The organism is Mesorhizobium sp. CA10 (assembly GCF_020165285.1).
Classification (GTDB): domain Bacteria; phylum Pseudomonadota; class Alphaproteobacteria; order Rhizobiales; family Rhizobiaceae; genus Mesorhizobium.
In genome coordinates this window covers 129,525-150,774 of the sequence record NZ_JAIUHV010000003.1, presented here as the reverse complement: position 1 = coordinate 150,774, position 21,250 = coordinate 129,525, and the positions used below count along the sequence as shown (strand labels likewise).

Below are 21,250 nucleotides of genomic sequence, written 5' to 3'. Positions count from 1 at the left end.
CCCGCCTTAAAACCCCGCCTGATCCCGAAACAGCTCCGCATTGTCCAGCTTCGAGACCTCGATCACCGCCTGCGTGCGGCTATAGACGTTGAGCTTGCGCAGTATCTCCGAGACATGCGCCTTCACGGTGGTCTCGCCCACCTGCAGCTCGTAGGCGATCTGCTTGTTGAGCATGCCCTGTCGCAGCATCTGCAGGACCCTCAGCTGCTGCGGCGTCAGCTTGGCCAGACGCTGCACCATGTCGGCGCGGTCGGTGCTGTCGGGCTCCGGCGGCTGGCTCTCGTAATTTTCCGGCACGTAGACCGCGCCATCCATCACCGAGCGGATGGCGGCGGCGAGGTCGCTCTTCCTCGCCGATTTCGGGATGAAGCCGGCGGCGCCGTAGGACAGCGCCTCGGAGATGATCTTCGGCTCCTCATAGCCCGACACGATCACCACCGGCAGCCGCGGATAACGGGTCCTCAGCTGCAACAGCCCCTCGAAGCCATGCACGTCGGGCATGCTCAAATCGAGCAGCGCGAGGTCGAACGGCTTGGCGTCGGCAAGAAGCTCGATCGCTTCCCCGATCGAACGAGCCTCGACCGTATCGACGTCCGGATAGGCCATCTGCACGGCGCTGTGCAGCGCCTCGCGAAACAGCGGGTGGTCGTCGATGATCAGGAAGCGGGCGCGATCGTTGACGGCGGTCATTGCTCAGGATCAGGCATCGGTTCGGTTTCGGCCGGCACAGCATAGTCTCGCGGCCCTGGCCAGATTATTGGCAAATAGTATATCGCCCAAATGGTATACGGCATTGTCGGTGAAGCGACAGGGCCAACATGTTCGTGGCCATAGAGCCTTGCTCGCCCGTCGAAATCGGCTGAAGGTGCGGACGATTCATGCCAGCACGGAGACCGCCCATGCCCGAATTCGTCCTTCCGCCGCCGGCCATTGCCTCGGTTGCCGTCGCAGGCTCGGCGGAGCGGTTCGCCGTGCGCCGCATCTTCTGCGTCGGCCGCAATTACGCTGCGCATGCGCGCGAGCTCGGCAATGACGAGCGCGACCCGCCCTTCTTCTTCACCAAGCCGGCCGACGCGGTGGTCGACAGCGGCGCCGAGATCCCCTACCCGCCGCTGACCTCGAACCTGCACCACGAGATCGAGCTGGTTGTGGCCGTCGGCAAGGCCGGCTTCCGCGTTCCGCGCGAAGACGCGCTCGCCCATGTCTGGGGCTATGGCGTCGGCGTCGATCTGACCCGCCGCGACCTGCAGGATCATGCCAAGAAGGCGGCGCGCCCCTGGGATTGGTCGAAGGCGTTCGACCAATCCGCGCCTTGCGGGCCGCTGGTTCCGGCCGCGAAATCGGGGCATCCGGAAAAAGGCCGCATCTGGCTTGCCGTCAACGGCGTGGTGAAGCAGGACAGCGACCTGGCCGAGCTGATCTGGCCGATCGCTGACATCGTCGCTATCTGCAGCGAGGCGGTCGAGCTGCAACCCGGCGATCTGATCTTCACGGGCACGCCTGCCGGAGTCGGCGCGGTCCGGGCCGGCGACAGGATCACCGGCGGCGTCGACGGCATCGGCGAGATCGCGGTCACCATCGGGCAGCCGAGGCCATGAGCGACCTCGTCCTTCATAACTACTACCGCTCCTCCACCTCCTACCGGGTGCGGATCGCGCTGGAGATGAAGGGCCTGACCTACACTTATGTGCCGCACCATTTGCGCCATGGCGAGCATCTCGAGCCCGCCTATCGCGCCGTCAACCCGCAAGGGCTGGTGCCGGCGCTGGTTCTGGACGGCGGCACGCTTTTGACCCAGTCGCTGGCGATCATCGAATATCTCGACGAGATACAGCCTGAGCCGCCGCTGCTGCCAAAAGATGCGCTGGGTCGGGCTCGCGTCAGGATGCTGGCGCAGATGATCGCCTGCGACATCCACCCGGTGAACAATCTGCGCGTGCTGACCTCCCTTCGTAGCTTGTTCGGCGCCGGCGACGAGGACGTCGTCAACTGGTTCCGGCACTGGGTGAACGAAGGTTTCCAGCCGCTTGAGAAGATTCTGGCTTCGTCGCCTGAGACCGGCACCTTCTGCCACGGCGATGCGCCTGGCCTTGCCGACATCTGCCTTGCCGCGCAGGTCGCCAACAATGCCCGCTTCGGCGTCGACATGGCGCCCTACCCGGTGATTGCGCGCATCAACGCCGCCTGCATGGCGCTGCCGGCGTTCCAGAGGGCTGCCCCGCAGAACCAGATTGATGCCGAATAGAGAAGCCAGGGATCCCGACGAGGCAAAGACGCTCGCCGACATCGAAAAATACGGCTGCCACATCCTCTATGTGCTGGAGGAGGACGAGCATCCGCCCTTCGCTTACTCGGTCGGGATCGAGCACAATTTTGGCGTCCCTGAATTGGTCGTCATCGGGCTCAAGCAGGAGCTTTCGCTGACCATTATCAACGAATATTGCCGACGGGTGCGCAGTGGCGAGAGGTTCAGCGTCGGGGAGCGGGCATCGGGTTTCCTGGGAGGCGGCTTCGACTGTCAGTTCGGTGCAGTCCATCCCGATCACTACCCAGAATACTTCGGCTGGGACATATGGTTTTATGACGGGCCCGATTTCCGGATTGTGCAGCTTATTTTTCCGACAACGTCCGGTGTTTGGCCGTGGGATGCCGAAGCCGATGACTGGTTTCGCGAGCGGCAGCCGCTGCTTGATGCCCCGCCGTAACTAGTGTCCAACTCTCAGCGTCGCTGCCCAGAACGCCAACAACCGAAATTACCGATCGGTCCGCCGGTTCCGGCACTGGCAGAATCGATTTCCGATCGACCGGCGGCGGAATCGGCTATCGTCGCTCTCGGGCAAGCGAAGGGTGGAGTTGCCGATGAAAGCTGTCGTCTTCGAGAAATTCGGCGAGGCGCCGACGATCCAGACCGTGCCCGATCCGAAGCCGGCCGCCGACGGCGTTGTCATCAAAGTCGAGGCGACCGGTCTTTGCCGCAGCGACTGGCATGGCTGGATGGGGCATGACGACGGCATCACGCTGCCGCACGTCCCCGGACATGAGTTGGCTGGCGTCGTCGTCGCCGTCGGCAAGCAGGTCGGCCGCTGGAAGGCCGGCGATCGCGTCACGGTCCCCTTCGCCGTCGGCTGCGGCCGCTGCTTCGAATGCACTTCGGGCAACCATCAGGTCTGCGAGCATCAGACGCAGCCGGGCTTCACCGGCTGGGGCTCGTTCGCCGAATATGTCGGCATCGAGCATGCCGACACCAATCTGGTGCGCCTGCCCGAAGAGATGGAATTCGCCACCGCCGCCAGCCTTGGCTGCCGTTTCGTCACCTCCTTCCGCGCCATCGTCGACCAGGGCCGGGTGACGCCCGGCGAATGGGTCGCGGTGCATGGCTGCGGCGGCGTCGGCCTCTCGGCGATCATGATCGCCAGCGCCATGGGGGCCAATGTCATTGCCATCGACCTCACCGACGAGAAGCTGGAATTCGCCAAAAAGATCGGCGCGGTGGCGACGATCAACGCCTCGGCGACGCCGAACGTGGTCAAGGCGGTCAAGCAGATCACCAATGGCGGCGCGCATATGTCGATGGACGCGCTCGGCCACCCGACCACCTCCTTCAACTCGATCTCAAACCTGCGCCGTCGCGGCCGCCACGTTCAGGTCGGGCTGATGCTTGGCGAGCATGCCCGCCCGCAGGTGCCGATGGACAAGGTCATCGCGTTCGAGCTCGAAATCCTCGGCAGCCACGGCATGCAGGCCTATCGCTACAACGCGATGATGGAGATGATCCGCACCGGCAAGCTGAAGCCCGAATTGCTGGTGGGCAAGAAGATCAGCCTCGAGGAAGCGCCCGCCGCGCTGATGGCGATGGGTGGCTTCGAGGGCATCGGCATCGGGGTGGTGACGAAGTTCTGAGCAATTCCAGGAAAAGTGTGAAACGGTTTTCCGTCCGGAATTGCGTCAAAACAAATCAGTAGGCGCTTTACCGCGCGAACTTCTTCGCCCCGAACACGCAGGCCACCACGCCGAGCGTCACGACCACCATCATCGGGCTGACTTGCTCGTGCAGCAGCGTCGCCGCCAGCGCCAGGCCGAAGAAGGGCTGCAGCAGCTGCAGCTGCCCGACGGCGGCGATGCCGCCTTGTGCCAGGCCGCGATACCAGAACACGAAACCGATCAGCATGCTGAACAGCGAGACATAGCCGAGACCGATCCAGGCGCCCGAACCGATGGCGGCGAAGGATGGCGGCAGTGTCGCGAAGCTCAACGCCAGCATCACCGGCAGCGACAGCGCCAAGGCCCAGCAGATCACCTGCCAGCCGCCGAACTTGCGCGACAGCTTGGCGCCTTCCGCATAGCCCAGACCGCAGACGATGATGGCGCCGAGCATCAGGCCGTCGCCGACCGGCGACGCGGTCACGCCTTGCGCCAGAGCGAAGCCCGCCACTAAAGCGCTTCCCAGGCACGAGAACAGCCAGAAAGCCGGGCGCGGACGGTCGCCGCCGCGCAGCACGCCGAAGATCGCAGTCGCCAGCGGCAGCAGGCCGACGAAGATGATGGAATGCGCCGAGGTGACATGTTTCAGCGCCACCGCCGTCAGCAACGGGAAGCCGACCACGACACCCAGCGCCACGACGACGAGCGAGATCAAGTCGCTGCGCTCCGGACGCTTCTCGCGAAACAGCAGCAGCATCGCAATCCCGAGCAGACCGGCAATCGCCGCCCGGGCCGCCGTCAGGAAGGTCGGGTCGAAATCCATCACCGCCACCCGCGTCGCCGGCAGCGATCCGCTGAAGATCAGCACACCGATGAAGCCGCTGAGCCAGCCGTCAAAACTCTTTTCCATCATATGCTCCGTTTGCGCTTTCGTACCGGTGCGGGCCATGGAATCACCAGAGACAATGCGGTACAATTCAACAAAACTGTAATGGCCGGCAGGGAAGTACAGATGGACGCATCAGGCCCAAATGGAAGCGGCGCCACCCTTGTCGAAACCGTCATGGCGGCAATCCGCCAGCGCATCGCGGCGCGCACGCTGACGCCCGGAGCCCGCCTGCCGTCGATACGAGCCATGGCCAGATCCATGCAGGTTTCAAAATCGACCGTGGTCGAAGCCTATGAGCGCCTTGCGGCGGAAGGCACGATCCGTTCGCGGCCTGGCTCCGGCTTCTACGCCGCCGGCCAGCTCGCACCATTGTCGCTCGCCGAGATCGGCCCACGGCTGGACCGAGCCGTCGACCCGCTCTGGGTGTCGCGGCAATCGCTCGAAGCCGGCGAGGAGATGCTGAAACCCGGCTGCGGCTGGCTGCCGGCGTCCTGGATGCCGCAGGCCGCCTTGCGCCGGGCGCTGCGCAGCGCAGCCCGCGCGGACGACGTGACGCTTGCGGACTATGGCACGCCGCTCGGTCTGCCGCCGCTGCGCCAATTGCTGGCAAGGCGCATGGCCGAGCATGGCATCGAGGTCTCGCCGGACCAGATTATGCTGACCGACTGCGGCACCCAGGCGATCGATCTTTTGTGCCGCTTCCTGATCGAGCCCGGCGATGCGGTCCTGGTCGACGACCCCTGCTACTTCAACTTCCATGCGCTGCTGCGCGCGCATCAGGCCAAGGTTGTCGGCGTGCCTTACACGCCTTCGGGGCCGGACATCGAGCTATTCGCCGAGGCGATCGCCGAGCACCGGCCGCGCCTCTACATCACCAATTCCGGCATCCACAACCCGACCGGCGCGATCCTGTCGCCGGTCACCGCGCATCGGCTCCTGAAGCTCGCCGACCAGGCGGACCTCACCATTGTCGAGGACGATATCTTCGCCGACTTCGAGCATAGCCCTGCTCCGAGGCTCACGGCCTTCGACGGGCTGCAGCGCGTCGTCCAGATCGGCTCCTTCTCGAAGACGCTGTCGGCCTCGGTGCGCTGCGGTTTCATCGCGGCGCCACCCGACTGGATGGAGGGCCTGACCGATCTCAAGATCGCCACCACATTCGGCGGCGCCCGGCTGGCGGCCGAACTGGTGCTGACCCTGTTGAAGGACGGAAGCTACCGCAAGCATGTCGAGCAGTTGCGCACGCGCCTGTCGCGCGCCATGGCCGAGACCGCCGGCAGGCTGAAGGCGATGGGCATCGTGCCCTGGATCGACCAGCCTGCCGGCATGTTTCTCTGGTGCCGCCTGCCCGACGGCATCGACGCCGCCGACGTCGCACGCCATGCGCTTTCGGACAATGTCGTGCTGGCGCCCGGCAACGCCTTCAGCCTGTCGCACACCGCCGGCCGCTTCATGCGCTTCAACGTGGCCCAGTGTGCCGACGAATGCATTTTCCAGGTGCTCGAAAAGGCGGTAGCCGCGTCTCGTCGCAAGGCCGCGTAGTCCAGTCTCGGCAGGCCTTACGCCCCTGCCCGCTTGCGGCGCTCATACATCATCACCAGCGTCTCGGCAGTCAGCGCCGGCTTCTGCTCGCCTTCGATCTCGACGGTGTTGGCCGCCTTCATCAGATACTGGCCGGGACCGCGGTCCTCCATGGAAAGCAGCGTGGTGCGCAGCCTGATGCGCGCGCCGGCCTTGACCGGCGCCAGGAAGCGCACCTTGTCGAAGCCGTAGTTGAAGGCGGCCTGGGTGTTTTCCGGCACGATGCCCATCTCCAGCGCCAGCGCGCCGATGATCGACAAGGTCAGGTAGCCATGCGCGATCGTGGTGCGGAACGGGCTCTGCCGTTTCGCCCTTTCCGGATCGACATGGATCCACTGGTGGTCGCCCGTGCATTCGGCGAACTGGTCGATGCGCTGCTGGTCGACCGTCGTCCAGTCGGACACGCCGAGCTCCTGCCCGGACATCGTGCGCAACTGTTCGAAGGTCGGCGGCGTTCTCGGCCGTGTTTCCGTCATTCCGGCTTTCCCATCACTCTTGCCTGTCTCCCGACCATGAAGCGGCGGCCTCTGTCAATTCGCCGCCCCGCGATTTTCGCCGGTAGAGTTGATGCTTTGGGGCAGGCCGAGAACGCTCGGACACCTGCGCCGGTTGCATCGCATGTCGGTCGGTGATGGGTCCGAAATCGCCAGGTAGCCTATTTCTTTTCGTAGCCGGCGCGGATTTCCGCCATCGCATCCCGGATCCGGTCGCGCAGGATCTCGATCGATTCGGTGCTGGATTTGCGCACAAGGTCGGCCACTTCGCTGGCATTCTTCAGCGTCGTCTCGAACGACCTGCGGGCAAACTCCGCCTGCTTGCTCATCAGGTCCTGCGGATTGCCGGGCGTCTGATAGTTCTGCGCCATCCGCGTGATCTCATGCATGGCATTCTGGACCATCTCATGCTGCCTCGCCAGCACCGAGGATGCGCCGGCCGCACTTGCCCTCGCCGATTTTTCCAGGGCTTCGAGGTTTTTGCGGTGATGGTCGAGGATCGCCTGGACGTCGACATTCGGCAGCTTGAGGTCGCGGCCGAACCTGCTGAACATGTCGAGGAACGAGTCCGATTCCGGTTGTCTTGCCATGCCCTGCCTCCCTGCCGGCCGCCATGCGGCGCCCTTGAAGGAGAATAGTGCTCCTTGGGCCAGCGTCAATTGACGAGGAACAGCCGCTCCGCCGTATGGAGCGCCAACCCGGCAAGCCCGCCGACGATCATGCCGTTGAAGCGGATATATTGCAGGTCCCTGCCGATATTGGTCTCGATCAGCCGCGTCAGCTGCGCCAGGTCCCAGCGCTTGACCTGGTCGGCGATGAATGTCGACACCCCGCTCTTCTGGCTTTCCACGAACGAAGCCAGCGCCACGACAAAACCCTGGTTCATGTCGACCCTGATCTGGGCGTCGTCGGCCAGATGCCTGCCGATTTCGACGAACATATTGGCGAGGTGCTCGCGGATCGTCGAATTCGGCGCATTGACGTCCTGCTCGATGAACAGGCGCAGGCTCGTCCACGCATCGCCGGCCAGCGCCCGCACTTCCGGACGGCCGAGGAAATCGCGCTTCAGCTTCTCGGCGCGCCTTGCATATTGTTTCCAGGTCCTGAGCCGCTCGATGAAGCCAAGCACGAAGCCGTCGAATTCGGCACGCATCGGATGGTTGGGATCGGCCCGCACCTCGTCGAGCAGCGAACCCGCCGACGCGACGATCTTCTTCAGAAGATAGGCGTCGGCGCGAAACAAGTTGAACAGCGACGGCAGTTCCTCGCGGATCTTTTCACGCATCGTCGCCAGGGCCTGCTCGTCGTTGAGGAAACGCCCGACGACCCGGATGAACTCGTCGAAAAGCTTCTGGTGGCGGCGATCGTCGGTCAGCGCCGACAAAAGATCGGCCGCGAGCGGCGCCAGCGGCACCTTCTCGATCTGCTCCAGCATGCGGCTGGTGACGAAGTCACGGAGGCCTGATTGTTCCACCGCCGTCAATGTCTGCGGCACCAGGCGTACGACGAATCGCGACAGATCGGAGGCGCGTTCGGCGTCGGCCAGCCAGTCGGCGACCAAAGCGGCGAAATCGACCTCGGCGAGCTTCTCGCGCACCGGCTCCGGCGCCAGGAAATTGGCCTCGATGAAGCGGCCGAGATTATCGGCGATCCGGTGCTGGTTCTCCGGAATGATGGCCGTGTGCGGGATCGGCAGCCCGAGCGGCCGCCGGAACAGCGCCACCACGGCATACCAGTCGGCGAGGCCGCCGATGGTCGCCGCCTCGGCGAAAGCCGCGACGAAGCCGAGCCACGGATGGCCGCCCTCGAAGGACTTGGCGAGCGCAAAGACGAGGATGCACAGCGCGAGCGCCGCGGCGGCGACGAACTTGGTCCGCCGCAAGGCCGAGAGCTTCGCCTTGGCATCGGCGTCGAATCGAACCGGCGCGGGGGCCGAAGCTGACTGTGACATGGAAAAGGCCGTTTCCTGTTTGCACCCGCTTCTATCTAGTGGCCGCGCCGGCAAAACGCTCGTTCGAAGCGCGGGAGCACCAATCTGCGCCGGCATGCACAAAAAGTTGACACGATTATTCAGCTATGTGCCGGTCCAGTCTGGAATTGTTCCAAACTATGGGCCATATTCGGCTTCAAGCTAATATTTCGCGAGGATACCATGCGGCTCACGCGCCAGACCAATTATGCGATGCGCATTCTGATGTATTGCGCCGCTAACACTGAAAGGCTGAGCCGCATCCCCGAGATCGCCGCCGCCTATTCGGTGTCCGAGCTGTTCCTTTTCAAGATCCTGCAGCCGCTGGTCGAGGCCGGCCTGGTCGAGACCGTGCGCGGCCGCAACGGCGGGGTGCGGCTCGGCCGCGCGGCGGAACAGATCAACCTGTTCGATGTCGTGCGCGTCACCGAAGAGAGTTTCGCCATGGCCGAATGCTTCGAGAACGACGCAGCCGAATGCCCGCTGGTCGACAGCTGCGCCCTGAATTCGGCGCTGCGCGAGGCGCTCAACGCCTTCTTCGCCGTGCTTTCCCGCTACACGATCGCCGACCTCGTCGCCGCGCGCCCGAATGTGCGCAGCCTGCTCGGCATCGACCTTCTCGAGCAGCGCGCCCCGGCAGCCTAAGCCACCGACTGCGGCAGCACGAACGGCACGCTGCCGGCGGGCAGAGCACCAACCTTCAGCCTGCAGTCAAACACCTTTTCGATCATCTCGTCGTTCAGCACGTCCGCCGGCGACCCCGCGGCCGCCAGCTGGCCGCCATGCAGCACAAAAATTCGGTTGGCATACATGGCCGTCAGATTGAGGTCGTGCAGGATCGCTACCACGCCGCCGCCGCGCCGGGCAAAATCGAGCGCGATGTCCATGATGATGAGCTGGTGCTTGATGTCGAGGCTGGAGACCGGCTCGTCGAGGAACAGATAGCGCGGCCGCCCTTCGAGCACCGGCGCCCAGACCTGGCAGAGCACGCGGGCAAGCTGCACGCGCTGCTGCTCGCCGCCGGAAAGCTCCTGGTAGAAGCGGCCGACAAAGCCGTCGAGATCCACCCGCGCCAGCGCCCGCTCGGGCAAACGCGCATCCTCGCCGGGCAGCACGCCGGAGCGTCCGCCGATCAGGCCGAGGCGAACGATCTCGCGCACGGTGAACGGGAAGGACAGCGTCGTGGCCTGCGGCAGCACCGCGCGCAGCGTGGCTGCCTCGACCGGCTTCATGACCGACAGATCGCGGCCGTTGAGGGTGACGGTGCCGGTATAGGCGAGCTCGCCCGTCAGCGCCTTGAGCAAGGTCGTCTTGCCGGATCCGTTTGGCCCGACGAGGGCTGTTACTTCGCCGGGCCGCGCCGCGAAATCGACATGCGACACGATGCGCTTGCCGCCGATCGCCACCGAAATGTCGCGCGCTTCGATCATGGCGAACTCATAAATCAACGACGCCGCGCTGGCGCAGCAGGATCCACAGGAAGAACGGCGCGCCGGCGATCGCGGTGACGATGCCGATCGGCAGTTCGGCGGGCGCGACGATGGTGCGGGCGACCGCGTCGGCGATGAGAAGCAGCGATGCGCCGAGCAGGGCCGAGGCCGGCAGCAAATAACGGTTGTCCGGCCCGATCGCGAGCCGCAGCACATGCGGCACGACGATGCCGATGAAACCGATGCCGCCGCTGACCGCGACCGAAGCCCCGACCGCCGCCGACACCGCGACGACAGTCGTGTATTTCAGCCGCTGCACCGCAATGCCGAGATGGCCCGCGGTCGCTTCGCCCAGCGCCAGCGCGTTGAGGCCGCGCGACAGGAACGGCATTGCCGATAGCGCCAGCACGATCACCGGCCCCACGGTGCCGATCTTCGGCCATGTCGCGCCGGCAAGCGAACCGAGCTGCCAGAAGGTCAGGTCGCGCAGCTGCCGGTCGTCGGCCATGAAGATGAGGATGCCCGTCGCCGCCATAGCAAGAGCGCTGATGGCGATGCCGGCAAGCAGCATCGTGGCGACCGACGTCCGTCCCTGGCGCGTGGCGATGGCGTAAAGCAGCAATGTCACCGCGAGCCCGCCGAAGAATGCCGCGAGCGGCAAAGCGAGCGTGCCCAGCGCAAGCGTGACGGGCGCAAGCCAGGTCGTGCCGACCACGATGATCGCCACCGCACCGAGACTGGAGCCGGCGGAGACGCCGATAAGGCCGGGATCGGCAAGCGGGTTGCGGAACAGCCCCTGCATCACCGCGCCGCAGACGGCCAGCGCCGCGCCAATCAGCACGCCGAGCAGCACGCGCGGCATGCGGATATCATAGACGATCAACTGGTCGCGCGCGGCCAACGCCGCGTCGGCAGGCATGGTGCCCGTAAACCAGCCGCGGATGACGCGGACCGCGGAGGCGTCGGAAGCGCCCGACGTCAGGGACAGGAACAGGCAGAGAGCGAGCGTCACACACAAGAGCGCGATGACAAGCCTTGCCCGGGCCGAGCGGTCGCCATCGGCCGCCATCACCCTGCCCGCGCCGGCAATGGATTGTTCGGCCATCGCCGCTCAGTCCAGGACCTGGTTGCCGTAGAGCGAAACGGCAAGATCATGGATGGCTTCGGCCGTGCGCGGCCCGAAGCCGAGCAGGTAGGCGCCCCCCATGCTGATCATCTTGCGGTCGGCGCCCGCCGGTGTTGAAGCGACGGCAGGGTTGGCGAACAGCTCCTCTTCCGAGATCGGCGGTCCGGCGCCCTTCATCGTCAGGATGACGTCCGGCCTGGCGCTGACGATCGCCTCGTCGGTCATCGACTTGTAGCCGGAAAAACCCTCGACCGCATTGACCGCGCCGGCCAGCTTGACGATGCCGTCGGCCGCCGTGTCGCTGCCGGCGGCAAGGATCTTGCCGCCCTGCGTCGACAGCACGAAGAGCACGCGCTTGCGATCCTTGATCACAGCCGTCTGCTTTTCGGCCGCCGTCAGCTTCGCGTCCGTCTCGGCGGTGAGCTTCTCCGCCTTGGCCTCGACCCCCAGCGCTTTTCCCACGACGCGGATCTTTTCGAGAACGCCCTCATGATTGTAGTTGTCCGGCACCTCGACGAAAGGCACGCTCGACTTCTTCAGCACGTCGACCGCTTCTTTCGGGCCGCTGCCCTGCAGCGCCAGGATCCCGGTCGGATTGACAGACAGGACACCCTCGGGCGACAGCGCGCGCATATAGCCGACATCCGGCAGCTTCGCCGCCGCCTCGGGATAGCTGCTGGTCGAGTCGCGGGCGACGAGGCGGCCTTCCTCGCCGAGCGCATAGACGATCTCGGTGATCGAGCCGCCTATGGAGACGATCCGCGAGCTGTCCGAAAAGACTGTCATGCCTTCGTCCGCCTTGGCCGGCAGGAGGGCGACGGCAAGCAGGACGCCGAGCATCGGCGCGAGCGCTGCGCGGAAACTGAGAACAAAGCGCATTGGGTGCTACCTCATGCAGCGGTCGGATTGGGAATGCGGGGCAGGTTCTCGGCGAGAAAACGCCAGTCTTCCCGCTCGCCTTCGCCTTCATGGCGCTTGCCGAAGAACTGGATGATCATGCCGCCATTGGCGTCATAGGCCTCCAGCGAGGTGACATGGCCGTCCTTGGTGGGTTTGCGCACCGCCCAGACTTCGCGGATGTGGTCGGTCCTCAGATGCAGATGGAAAGTCTCGTCGAGCACGTTGAGCCACGGGCCCATCGGCTTGACCGATTTGATCGGGCCGGAATGGATCTGGATGCAACCGCGGTTGCCGACGAAGCACATGATCGGCATCTCGCCTGCCGCAGCGTGATGGAACATGGCGATGACCGCATCATTGTCGAGCAGCCAGGCATAGTCCTGGCCCACCATGCGCACGGCCTCGCGGCGGCTGAGCTTCAACGTCTTCAGCATGCCGAAGAACTGATGCACGTCGGTAAGCCGGCTCCAGCGGTCGCGCAGATCGCCGATCGAGGCAGCCGCGCCCTGCCTGTCATCCTCTCCTTCCGCGGAGCGTGGAAGGATCGCGACGGTCGGTTCCTGGTTCGACGATTCGAGGCTCGCCACCAATTTCTGGTAGGCATAGAGGTTGGATGCGGGCTTCAGATGCACCTTGTGCACCGCCTCGCCCGCCGCGTCGAAGAACTGCAGGCTGCGGCGGATCTCGCCGCCGTCGCGCTTTTCGACGGCAAAGCCATGCGCCCAGACCTTCGGGAAGATGCGCAGGTCGATGTTTTCGCCAAGCACCATGGCGTTGTGGTTGCCGGTCACGACCTTGTCGTAGACGCCGATCTTCTCGTGCACGGCGCTTTCGTTCCGGGTCAGCGCCATCACCTCGCCGACCGCCTCGAGGCCGGTCAAAAGATCGCTGACACGCGGCTCGACACGGACAGTGCCGAAGCCGCAGTGCGCTGCAACGAGTTCCGCTTCCGAAATGCCCAGTTGCGCCGAGAGATCGCGCTCCCGCATTTTCGGATTTTCTTCTCGCGCCCGCCGGATTTCCTCCGGCGATGACTTAACGCGCTGGTCCATTTCGTCCACCTGTATCGTCTGATCTCTGCTCGTCTGCCGCCCGCCGGTTCCGATCACTTGTTGAGGATCAGCTTGCCCTGGCGGGTGATCTTCAGGCGATAGAGCGCGCCGTGATGCTCGATGCCGATCTCGTGCTCGCCCTGGAACAGCGTGTTGCTGGAGAGCGTCCTCACCGCTAGCGGTACCCTTTCGTAATGCATCTGCGTGTCTTCCGGGCGGCGGACGCGATAGCGGAAATCGTTGGGATTGTGCGTGTTCATCGGGTCGGTCCTTTCCTCTGACGGCCACCTTGGCCGCAGCCTCATAAAATGGCGATTCAATTCTTGACTATATTAATCATGTTTACTAGTCGTGCATTACCGGAGTAAATGAGTCAAGATTTAAGACGCCGGATGTGATCAAAAATGCGAGCGAGCCACCGGCCAGCCAGCTGCGAGCCTGAAATCTGGAGTTGGGGCAATGGGGTTGGCGACTTGGGGACGGACAGGCCTTGCAGGCAATAGTGCGGGGCCGGGCTTTCGATCGATTGCAAAGACAATCGCCGCATTGATGGCCGGAGCGGCGGCGATCGCGCTCAGCGCGCACGCCGCCAAAGCGCAGCAAGCCGCGCAGCCGGTCAACCAGCAGCAGGCCGATCAGAAAAAGAAGGCTGACGAGAAGGCTGCGGCCGAAGGGACGCTTCTCGACAAGATCCTCGTCATCAGCCGCACGGGCGAAACGGCGATCCAGTCGCTGGCCTCGGCCAGCCATGTCGACCAGGAGCAGCTCGACCGCCGCATGGCGACGACGCCGAACGAGGTGCTGCTCGGCGTGCCGGGCGTCGCCGTCCAGGCCGATGCGCGCCGCGTCAGCTCCAGCATCAACATCCGCGGATTGCAGGATTTCGGCCGTGTCGCGGTGATCGTCGACGGCGCAAGGCAGGATTTCCAGCGCTCGGACCATGGCACGCAGTCGACCTTCTATGTCGATCCCGAGCTGATCAAATCCGTCGACATCATCCGCGGCCCGACCGCCAACACCTATGGCTCCGGCGCCATCGGCGGCGTCGTCTTCTTCGACACCAAGGACGCGGCGGATTTTCTCAAGCCGGAGGAGACTTGGGCCGGCTCGCTGACCGGGCGCTATGAAAGCAACGGCAAGGGCTGGACCACCAGTGCGACCGGCGCTTACCGGATCAACGAGAACTGGGACGTTCTCGGCAACATCGTCTACCGCAACTATGGCGACTACAAGAACGGCGGCGGCGACACCGTTGCCGGCACCGGGTTCGACGTGCTGAGCGGCCTGCTCAAGACCACTGTACGCCCAACCGAAAACAGCGAATTGAAGCTCGGCTGGGTCGGCTCCAAGGACGGCTGGACCGAGACCAGCGGCGGCGTGCCGGCGAATGACGTCGACCTCAAGTCGAACACTTTCACAGCTCGCTACAACATCACCGACGATGCCAGGAGCTGGCTCGACCTCCACATCAACGCCTCCTACAACAGAACCAATCTCGACCTGACGACGCTTACCGCGCAGAACCGCTTCGATCCGGTCACCGGCCTGCCCGTGCTGCTGCCCGCCGGCTCGCTGTCCACCTTCGATGTCGGCACGACCGGCATCGACATCTGGAACACGTCGCGCTTCGAGACGGCGAGCGTCGCCCACGAACTGACCTATGGCGGTGACTGGGTCGGCGACGACGTCGATACCGGCGGCACGGCCGGCGGCGACTCCTTCTACACGCCGTCGGGCAAGCGCAACGTCTCCGGCGCCTACATCCAGGACAAGCTGACTTGGGAGTGGCTCGAGGTCATTGGCGGCCTACGCTACGACCATTACAGCCTGGAGGACGACACGAATGAGACCTCCGGCGACCGGGTCTCGCCGCGCATCACGGTCGGCGTCTCGCCCTTCGAAAGCGCAGGTCTCGCCGGCCTGCAATTCTACGGCACCTATGCCGAGGGTTATCGCTCCCCCTCGCTTACCGAGACGCTGATCAGCGGCAACCATCCGGCCGGCGTCAGCTTCCCGTTCCTGCCCAATCCGAACCTCAAGCCCGAGACCGGCAAGACCGTCGAGTTCGGCGTCAACTACCAGCAGAACGACATCATCGAGGGCGGCGACGCGCTGCGGCTCAAGGCAGCCTACTTCCACAACAATGTCGACAATTACATCGACGGCGTGACGCTCTCGCCCTTCGATCCGACCAGCGGTTGCCCGTTCGGCCCGGGCATTCCGATCTGCTTCCAATACCAGAACTTCGCCAAGGCCAAGATCAATGGCTTCGAGCTGGAAAGCGTCTACGACGCCGGCTGGGGCTATGCCGGCCTGTCGGCCTCCATCATCAATGGCCACACCATCTTCTATGAAGGCGAGCGCGCCGACCTCGCCACCATCCCCTCCTCGCAGCTGACGGCCCAGCTCGGTCTGCACTTCCTCGAGGACAAGCTGACCGTCGGCGGCGAGGTCCAGTACAACGGTAAGCCCAAGGGTAATCCGGCGGCTAAGGATTATACGCTGGTCAACGCCTTCGCGAGCTACCAGACGACCGACAATCTCAAGCTCGACTTCCGCGCCGACAATCTGTTCGACGTCAAATACACCAATCCGCTCAACGGAGGCACCACCGCCGTCCTCTATGAGCCCGGCGTCACGCTGAAGCTGGCGGCAACCATGCGCTTTGGCGGCTGAGGAATGGAAAGCTTGACGGCATCGCCTCGCCTGCTGACCTCGGCGCTGGCGATGTCGCTCGGCCTGGCGCCGGCGTGGCCCAGTCCGCGCCGACTCCGGCCCGAGGCGCTTTCGGCGTATAGGGATGGGATTGCATCCGGCCATTCCGCATGGCGCCGTGGCGTGGCCTGCTTCCGGTCCAGCGCGATAGGCGGCAACCGATCTTGATTTGACAATTCCTTGTCGCGTGCGGCAGGTCTCGGCGCGAGACATGCAGGACATCAATCAACCTTCCGATGCAGGCAATGAACCGGCGATCAAGCCGGACGCGCCGCTCATGCAGACGCGGCAATCCGCGGGAGACCGCAGATGGGCAGTGGCGATCATCGCCTCCGGCCTGCTCCATGGCGCCGCCGCGGCGGCGTTTCTGATCGCACCCGCGGGGACATTCGTTTCCGCGGACGCGATCAGGGCTGAGGGCGCCGACCAGTCCGGCGCCAACGTCATCGGCAGCGCCTTGGACGACCAGGCGTCCGGCGCGGTGGATGTTACCCTGGTCCCGGATCCGCAGCCGGTGAAACGCCAGGCCGCGAAACCCGCTCCGCCGGCCGAGGCGACGCAGCCGGCAAGTGAGCAAGTGGAGCGCCAGCCTCCGCCGGAAGCTGTCAACGAGCCGGCCCCGGATATCCTGGCGGCCGCCGCGCCGCGCCAGGATGATCAGAGCGTCTTCACGGACAGCAGGTCGACGCCCGCGATCAAGCCGCAAAGCACACAAGCGCCTCCTGCCGAGCCCGAGCAATCGCCGGTCCCGAGCGCGACATCGAGCGCATCAGCCGCGCCGGCGGGGCCAAGCGAAACCGTTGAACCGCGAGGCACGGCGGATGGCGATACGCGCGACGCGCCGGTCGTCGCCAGCAAGGGCAAGAAACAGGCCGCCGGCAATGCCCTGGAATCCCGCTACAGCGGTGAAATCCAGAAGAAGCTTGCCCGCGCCAACCGTCGCGTTTCGAAATCGATCCAGGCCAAGGCTCGCAACAATGCCAGGGTGGTTTTCGTCGTCGCGGCCGACGGCAGCGTCAGCGACCTGCAGCTCGCCGAAAGTTCAGGGTCCGCCGAGCTCGATCAGTTCGCCTTGACGCTGGTGCGCAAGCAGGCACCGTTCCCTCCCATTCCGCCCGAGACCGGAAAATCGAGTTGGGTGTTCAAGGCGCGGATCGGCCCTTTTTAAAACCTTCGCCATCCCAAGAATTCGTCCATGTCGAAAGGAAGCCGATGTACATCGCCATGAACCGCTTCAAGGTCCAGAACGGCTCGGAAGAAGCCTTCGAGAATGTCTGGAAGAACCGCGATTCAAGCCTCTCCGAAATGCAGGGCTTCAGGGAATTCCACCTGCTGCGCGGGCCGGTCAACGAGACCGAGGGCTATACGCTGTTTGCCTCGCACACGGTCTGGGCAAGCCAGGAGGATTTCGTCGCCTGGACGAAATCGGAGAACTTCCGCGCCGCCCATCGCAATGCCGGCGGCTCGAAGGTGCACTATCTGGGCCACCCGCAGTTCGAAGGCTTCTCGGTCGTCGAAGGCGCCTGAAACGCGCCTCCGCCAAAAGAGCCCGTCTCGAGCTGACTATGCTGCGGCGAGCAAACTGGCGTTCCCGCCCGCCGCCGTGGTGTCGACACAGACCGCGCGTTCATGCGCGTAGGCCGCCGGGTTGAGCACCTCGCTGACCAGCGGGACGATCGGCCCGGAGCGCTCGGCAATCACCTTGCGCACGATGCGCGCCGCCTCCGGCGTGCCGGAGAAGGCGACGACATCGACGCGCAGCGAACGCGCCTCGACCGGATCGGGCCGGCCGTCGATCGCCGCCAGCGGCAGGCCTTTGCCGGTCAGCGCCGATAGCGCCGCCGGCGCGCCCGGCGCCACGGCCAGCACGGCATTGCCGGCCGCAAGCGCCTGGATCGTCTGGGCAAGCAGCGTCTCGGCATCCGGACCGAGGCACAGCACTCGGCCACGCGGTGCCAGCGACAGCGTGTTGGCCTCCCCGGTCGGCCCGGGCAGGTCGACCTGGCCGAAATCGAGGCTGGCAGCTGCGGCGATCGCCGCCGCGCCCTTGCCGCGCAGATGCTTCCTCAGGATCGCCACGCGGTCCGGTCGCGTCGACCAGCCGCCGAGCGTGGGATCCGGCAGATTGTCGGCAAGCTCGGTCGCGGTCACCTTGTGGCCTTCGCCTACCTCGGTGCCGGCCTCAGGCCCCTTGCGGAACCGGCGCAGGTAATGCGGTCCGCCAGCCTTCGGGCCGGTGCCCGAAAGCCCCTCGCCGCCGAAAGGCTGCGAGCCGACGACGGCGCCGATCTGGTTGCGGTTGACATAGATGTTGCCGGCATGGATGCCGTCGACGAAATGCTGGACGCGGCCTTCAATGCGCGTGTGCAGACCGAAGGTCAGCCCATAGCCCTTGCGGTTGATGGCGGCGATCACCGCGTCGATCTCGTCGGCATCGAAGGTCGCAACATGCAGCACCGGGCCGAACACCTCCCGCTCCATTTCCTCGATGCCTTTGACGCGGAACACATGCGGCGCCACGAAACGGCCGGTCGCCGGCGCTTCGAGCTTGGCGATCAGCCTGCCTTCCAGCCCCTTCTTCTTGCAATAGTCGCTGATCGAAGCTTGCGCCTCATCATCGATTACGGGGCCGACGTCGGTCGAAATCGCCCAAGGATTGCCGACATTGAGCGCTTCCATCGCGCCCTTCAGCATTTCCAGCATCTTCTTCTCGACGTCCTTCTGGACGTAGAGCACGCGCAGCGCCGAGCAGCGCTGGCCGGCGCTCTGGAAGGCCGAGGCGAGGATGTCGCGCACCGCCTGTTCCGGCAGCGCGGTGGAATCGACGATCATTGCATTCAAGCCGCCCGTTTCGGCAATCAGCATGGCGTCCGGCGCAGCGGTCTCGGCCAGTTGCCTCTCGATCAGCTTGGCGACCTCGGTCGAGCCGGTGAAGCAGACGCCGGCAATGCGCGGATCGGCCGTCAGCGGCGCACCGACCGAGGCGCCATCGCCCGGCAAAAGCTGAATGACGTCTTCCGGCACGCCGGCCTCGCGAAGCATTTCCACGGCGCGGAAGGCGATCAGCGGCGTCTGCTCGGCCGGCTTCGCGATCACCGAATTGCCGGTGACCAAAGCTGCCGCGATCTGGCCGGTGAAGATCGCCAGCGGGAAATTCCACGGCGAGATGCAGACGATCGCGCCGCGCGCTTGCGTGCCAGCTTCGGCGTTGGCCGCCTCGGCCGCGTAATAGCGCAGAAAGTCGACCGCTTCGCGCACTTCGGCGACGCCGTCGGCCAGCGACTTGCCGGCCTCGCGGGTGGCGAGAGCGAAGAACTCGACCGCATTGGCCTCGTAGAGGTCGGCGGCGCGATTGAGGATCGCGGCGCGCTCGGCAACCGGACGCTTCGCCCAGGCGGGTTGCGCGTGGACGGCGATGCGCACGGCGGTCGCCACCTGCTTGGCTGCCGCCTCATGCACGGTGCCGACGATCTCGTCGGGCTTGGCAGGATTGACGATCTGGCGCGGCTGGCCGTAGCCGGCGGCGCGCGTGACCGGCTTGGCGTGCCAGCAATCCGTTCCGGCGAACGCCGTCCTCGCCTTGTCGATGGCCGCGAGCGTCACCGGATCGGTGATGTCGAAGCCCTTGGAATTGCGGCGTCCGGCGCCGAAGATCGCGGCAGGACGGGCGATCGCCGGATTGGCGGCCGGCCCCTGCGTCTCGACAACCGCGAGCGGATCGCGCGCGATCTCCTCGGGCTCGACCTCCTCGTCGGTCAACTGGTGCACGAAGGAGGAGTTGGCGCCGTTTTCCAGCAGGCGCCGCACCAGATATGCGAGCAGGTCCGAATGCGCGCCGACCGGCGCATAGATGCGGCAGCGCGTGCCTTCGGCCTGCCGCACCGTCTCGTGCAGCGCCTCGCCCATGCCGTGCAGGCGCTGGAACTCGAAGCTGTCGCGGTCCTTCGCCATCGATAGGATGGCGGCAACCGTGTGCGCGTTATGTGTGGCGAATTGCGGATAGATGCGGTCGGTCATCGACAGCAGCTTCTTCGCGCAGGCGAGATAAGAAACGTCGGTGTTGGCCTTGCGGGTGAAGACGGGATAACCGGACAAGCCAAGCGTCTGCGCCCGCTTGATCTCGGTGTCCCAATAGGCGCCCTTCACCAGCCGCACCATGATTTTGCGATCGTATTTCCTGGCAAGCGCATAGAGCCAGTCGATGGCGAAGGCCGCGCGCGGGCCATAGGCCTGGATGACGACGCCGAAACCGTCCCAGCCGGCAAGCTCCGGCTCGGCCAGCACGCGTTCGATGACGTCGAGCGACAGGTCGAGCCGGTCCGCCTCCTCGGCATCGATGTTGAGGCCCATGCGCGAATGCCGGGCGGCAAGCGCCAAGGACAGCAGCCGCTCGGCCATCACCGGCAGCATCGTCTCGCGCTGCGCCACCTCGTAGCGCGGATGCAGCGCCGAGAGCTTGACCGAAATGCCGTGATTGTAACGGATGTCGGGACCGTTCGACCCGGCATCGAGCGAGGAGATCGCGTCGGCATAGGCGCGGTGGTAGCGCAGCGCGTCGGCTTCGGTGCGGGCCGCCTCGCCCAACATGTCGAAGGAATAGAGGTAGCCCTTCTGCGTCATCGGCCGGCCGCGCTTGACGGCCTCGGCGATGGTGCGGCCGAGCACGAACTGCTCGCCCATCTCGCGCATCGCCGCGGCGACCGCCTTGCGGATCACCGGTTCGCCCAGCCTGCGCACCATGGCGCGCAGCGTGCCTTCGATCCCGCCCTCGCCTTCGTCGAGCACGCGGCCGGTCAGCATCAGCGCCCAGGTCGAGGCGTTGACGAAGATGGAGCTCGAGCCGCCCGAATGCGCCGACCAGTCATGCGGCGCGATCTTGTCGGCGATGAGATCGTCCATCGTCTCGGCATCGGGCACGCGCAGCAGCGCTTCGGCCAGGCACATCAGCGCCACGCCTTCCTTGGTCGACAGGCCGTAGGCCGAGAGAAAGACCTCCATCAGCCTTGGATCGGTGGATCCGCGCACCGCACGCACCAGATCGGCCGCGCGCGCCGAGATCGCCTTGCGCTCTTCGGCTGACAAGCCCACCGCCGCCGACAGGCGCTTCACCGCCTCGTCTTCGTCGGGCAAATAATTGGCGCGGATCTGCTGGCGGATGGCGTCGAGCGGCATG

The 21,250-nt window shown here is 65.2% G+C and carries 20 protein-coding genes; 9 read left to right on the top strand and 11 right to left on the bottom strand.

Going from position 1 to position 21,250, the window contains the following annotated elements; all coding sequences use genetic code 11:
• Positions 1-6: 6 nt before the first annotated feature.
• Positions 7-690: a response regulator gene (locus LB535_RS07690; protein WP_224631771.1), complete on the bottom strand. Its 684-nt coding sequence runs from the start codon at positions 688-690 to the stop codon at positions 7-9.
• A 209-nt stretch (positions 691-899) separates the two neighbouring features.
• Between LB535_RS07690 and LB535_RS07685 the strand changes: the two genes are divergently transcribed.
• From LB535_RS07685 to LB535_RS07670, 4 genes are all read left to right on the top strand, one after another.
• The gene (locus LB535_RS07685; RefSeq protein ID WP_224631770.1) at positions 900-1,598 is read left to right on the top strand and encodes a fumarylacetoacetate hydrolase family protein; all 699 of its coding nucleotides are present in this window, start codon (positions 900-902) and stop codon (positions 1,596-1,598) included.
• Positions 1,595-2,245: a maleylacetoacetate isomerase gene (gene maiA, locus LB535_RS07680; protein ID WP_224631769.1), complete on the top strand. Its 651-nt coding sequence runs from the start codon at positions 1,595-1,597 to the stop codon at positions 2,243-2,245. Before LB535_RS07685 ends, maiA begins: the two co-directional genes overlap by 4 nt.
• Complete coding sequence (locus LB535_RS07675) at positions 2,235-2,705, top strand: DUF4262 domain-containing protein (protein WP_224631768.1); 471 nt, start codon at positions 2,235-2,237, stop codon at positions 2,703-2,705. Before maiA ends, LB535_RS07675 begins: the two co-directional genes overlap by 11 nt.
• Before the next feature lie 154 nt (positions 2,706-2,859).
• Entirely contained in the window at positions 2,860-3,900 is a 1,041-nt protein-coding gene (locus LB535_RS07670; RefSeq protein WP_224631767.1) for a zinc-dependent alcohol dehydrogenase family protein, read from the top strand.
• 67 nt (positions 3,901-3,967) lie between these two features.
• Here the strand turns inward: LB535_RS07670 and LB535_RS07665 are convergent, their stop codons facing one another.
• Positions 3,968-4,831 (bottom strand): DMT family transporter, encoded by an 864-nt coding sequence (locus LB535_RS07665; protein ID WP_224632079.1) that lies wholly within the window; start codon positions 4,829-4,831, stop codon positions 3,968-3,970.
• A gap of 102 nt (positions 4,832-4,933) precedes the next feature.
• Here LB535_RS07665 and LB535_RS07660 point away from each other — a divergent pair, with 102 nt between their 5' ends.
• Positions 4,934-6,352: a PLP-dependent aminotransferase family protein gene (locus LB535_RS07660; RefSeq protein ID WP_224631766.1), complete on the top strand. Its 1,419-nt coding sequence runs from the start codon at positions 4,934-4,936 to the stop codon at positions 6,350-6,352.
• Between the two features lie 17 nt (positions 6,353-6,369).
• On the opposite strand, the gene LB535_RS07655 is transcribed toward LB535_RS07660, so the two are convergent.
• The 3 genes from LB535_RS07655 to LB535_RS07645 form a co-directional block, all read right to left on the bottom strand.
• Complete coding sequence (locus LB535_RS07655; RefSeq protein WP_095764985.1) at positions 6,370-6,867, bottom strand: MaoC family dehydratase; 498 nt, start codon at positions 6,865-6,867, stop codon at positions 6,370-6,372.
• 179 nt (positions 6,868-7,046) lie between these two features.
• Positions 7,047-7,475, bottom strand: coding sequence for a phasin family protein (locus LB535_RS07650; RefSeq protein ID WP_224631765.1), 429 nt, complete (start codon positions 7,473-7,475; stop codon positions 7,047-7,049).
• 65 nt (positions 7,476-7,540) lie between these two features.
• The gene (locus LB535_RS07645) at positions 7,541-8,836 is read right to left on the bottom strand and encodes a DUF445 domain-containing protein (RefSeq protein ID WP_224631764.1); all 1,296 of its coding nucleotides are present in this window, start codon (positions 8,834-8,836) and stop codon (positions 7,541-7,543) included.
• Positions 8,837-9,037: 201 nt separating this feature from the next.
• On the opposite strand from LB535_RS07645, the gene rirA reads away from it, so the two are divergent.
• Positions 9,038-9,499 carry an iron-responsive transcriptional regulator RirA gene (gene rirA, locus LB535_RS07640; protein WP_140543679.1) on the top strand — a complete coding sequence of 154 codons (462 nt, stop codon included), beginning with the start codon at positions 9,038-9,040 and terminating at the stop codon, positions 9,497-9,499.
• Here the strand turns inward: rirA and LB535_RS07635 are convergent.
• The 5 genes from LB535_RS07635 to hemP are packed head-to-tail and all read right to left on the bottom strand — an operon-like array spanning position 9,496 to position 13,622.
• On the bottom strand, positions 9,496-10,284 hold the full coding sequence (locus LB535_RS07635; RefSeq protein WP_224631763.1) for a heme ABC transporter ATP-binding protein: 789 nt from the start codon (positions 10,282-10,284) through the stop codon (positions 9,496-9,498). The two genes, rirA and LB535_RS07635, sit on opposite strands and share 4 nt — an antisense overlap.
• Positions 10,285-10,291: 7 nt before the next feature.
• Positions 10,292-11,389 (bottom strand): FecCD family ABC transporter permease, encoded by a 1,098-nt coding sequence (locus LB535_RS07630; protein ID WP_224631762.1) that lies wholly within the window; start codon positions 11,387-11,389, stop codon positions 10,292-10,294.
• 6 nt (positions 11,390-11,395) lie between these two features.
• Complete coding sequence (locus LB535_RS07625) at positions 11,396-12,289, bottom strand: hemin ABC transporter substrate-binding protein (RefSeq protein WP_224631761.1); 894 nt, start codon at positions 12,287-12,289, stop codon at positions 11,396-11,398.
• Positions 12,290-12,300: 11 nt separating this feature from the next.
• Positions 12,301-13,362, bottom strand: a complete 1,062-nt coding sequence (locus LB535_RS07620) for a hemin-degrading factor (RefSeq protein ID WP_224631760.1) — start codon at positions 13,360-13,362, stop codon at positions 12,301-12,303.
• A 53-nt stretch (positions 13,363-13,415) separates the two neighbouring features.
• Positions 13,416-13,622 carry a hemin uptake protein HemP gene (gene hemP, locus LB535_RS07615; RefSeq protein WP_095765558.1) on the bottom strand — a complete coding sequence of 69 codons (207 nt, stop codon included), beginning with the start codon at positions 13,620-13,622 and terminating at the stop codon, positions 13,416-13,418.
• A gap of 199 nt (positions 13,623-13,821) precedes the next feature.
• Between hemP and LB535_RS07610 the strand changes: the two genes are divergently transcribed.
• From LB535_RS07610 to LB535_RS07600, 3 genes are all read left to right on the top strand, one after another.
• Complete coding sequence (locus tag LB535_RS07610; RefSeq protein ID WP_411969541.1) at positions 13,822-16,038, top strand: TonB-dependent hemoglobin/transferrin/lactoferrin family receptor; 2,217 nt, start codon at positions 13,822-13,824, stop codon at positions 16,036-16,038.
• A 250-nt stretch (positions 16,039-16,288) separates the two neighbouring features.
• The gene (locus LB535_RS07605; RefSeq protein WP_224631758.1) at positions 16,289-17,245 is read left to right on the top strand and encodes an energy transducer TonB; all 957 of its coding nucleotides are present in this window, start codon (positions 16,289-16,291) and stop codon (positions 17,243-17,245) included.
• A 44-nt stretch (positions 17,246-17,289) separates the two neighbouring features.
• The gene (locus LB535_RS07600) at positions 17,290-17,604 is read left to right on the top strand and encodes an antibiotic biosynthesis monooxygenase family protein (RefSeq protein ID WP_095764976.1); all 315 of its coding nucleotides are present in this window, start codon (positions 17,290-17,292) and stop codon (positions 17,602-17,604) included.
• A 36-nt stretch (positions 17,605-17,640) separates the two neighbouring features.
• On the opposite strand, the gene putA is transcribed toward LB535_RS07600, so the two are convergent.
• Positions 17,641-21,249: a bifunctional proline dehydrogenase/L-glutamate gamma-semialdehyde dehydrogenase PutA gene (gene putA, locus LB535_RS07595; RefSeq protein ID WP_224632078.1), complete on the bottom strand. Its 3,609-nt coding sequence runs from the start codon at positions 21,247-21,249 to the stop codon at positions 17,641-17,643.
• Position 21,250: the final 1 nt, after the last annotated feature.

What these genes read in the sequence shown, in the direction of transcription:
- LB535_RS07690 (WP_224631771.1), bottom strand. Translation starts at nt 690, where the DNA reads ATGACCGCCGTCAACGATCGCGCCCGCTTCCTGATCATCGACGACCAC.
- LB535_RS07685 (WP_224631770.1), top strand. Translation starts at nt 900, where the DNA reads ATGCCCGAATTCGTCCTTCCGCCGCCGGCCATTGCCTCGGTTGCCGTC.
- maiA (WP_224631769.1), top strand. Translation starts at nt 1,595, where the DNA reads ATGAGCGACCTCGTCCTTCATAACTACTACCGCTCCTCCACCTCCTAC.
- LB535_RS07675 (WP_224631768.1), top strand. Translation starts at nt 2,235, where the DNA reads ATGCCGAATAGAGAAGCCAGGGATCCCGACGAGGCAAAGACGCTCGCC.
- LB535_RS07670 (WP_224631767.1), top strand. Translation starts at nt 2,860, where the DNA reads ATGAAAGCTGTCGTCTTCGAGAAATTCGGCGAGGCGCCGACGATCCAG.
- LB535_RS07665 (WP_224632079.1), bottom strand. Translation starts at nt 4,831, where the DNA reads ATGGAAAAGAGTTTTGACGGCTGGCTCAGCGGCTTCATCGGTGTGCTG.
- LB535_RS07660 (WP_224631766.1), top strand. Translation starts at nt 4,934, where the DNA reads ATGGACGCATCAGGCCCAAATGGAAGCGGCGCCACCCTTGTCGAAACC.
- LB535_RS07655 (WP_095764985.1), bottom strand. Translation starts at nt 6,867, where the DNA reads ATGACGGAAACACGGCCGAGAACGCCGCCGACCTTCGAACAGTTGCGC.
- LB535_RS07650 (WP_224631765.1), bottom strand. Translation starts at nt 7,475, where the DNA reads ATGGCAAGACAACCGGAATCGGACTCGTTCCTCGACATGTTCAGCAGG.
- LB535_RS07645 (WP_224631764.1), bottom strand. Translation starts at nt 8,836, where the DNA reads ATGTCACAGTCAGCTTCGGCCCCCGCGCCGGTTCGATTCGACGCCGAT.
- rirA (WP_140543679.1), top strand. Translation starts at nt 9,038, where the DNA reads ATGCGGCTCACGCGCCAGACCAATTATGCGATGCGCATTCTGATGTAT.
- LB535_RS07635 (WP_224631763.1), bottom strand. Translation starts at nt 10,284, where the DNA reads ATGATCGAAGCGCGCGACATTTCGGTGGCGATCGGCGGCAAGCGCATC.
- LB535_RS07630 (WP_224631762.1), bottom strand. Translation starts at nt 11,389, where the DNA reads ATGGCCGAACAATCCATTGCCGGCGCGGGCAGGGTGATGGCGGCCGAT.
- LB535_RS07625 (WP_224631761.1), bottom strand. Translation starts at nt 12,289, where the DNA reads ATGCGCTTTGTTCTCAGTTTCCGCGCAGCGCTCGCGCCGATGCTCGGC.
- LB535_RS07620 (WP_224631760.1), bottom strand. Translation starts at nt 13,362, where the DNA reads ATGGACCAGCGCGTTAAGTCATCGCCGGAGGAAATCCGGCGGGCGCGA.
- hemP (WP_095765558.1), bottom strand. Translation starts at nt 13,622, where the DNA reads ATGAACACGCACAATCCCAACGATTTCCGCTATCGCGTCCGCCGCCCG.
- LB535_RS07610 (WP_411969541.1), top strand. Translation starts at nt 13,822, where the DNA reads ATGGGGTTGGCGACTTGGGGACGGACAGGCCTTGCAGGCAATAGTGCG.
- LB535_RS07605 (WP_224631758.1), top strand. Translation starts at nt 16,289, where the DNA reads ATGCAGGACATCAATCAACCTTCCGATGCAGGCAATGAACCGGCGATC.
- LB535_RS07600 (WP_095764976.1), top strand. Translation starts at nt 17,290, where the DNA reads ATGTACATCGCCATGAACCGCTTCAAGGTCCAGAACGGCTCGGAAGAA.
- putA (WP_224632078.1), bottom strand. Translation starts at nt 21,249, where the DNA reads ATGCCGCTCGACGCCATCCGCCAGCAGATCCGCGCCAATTATTTGCCC.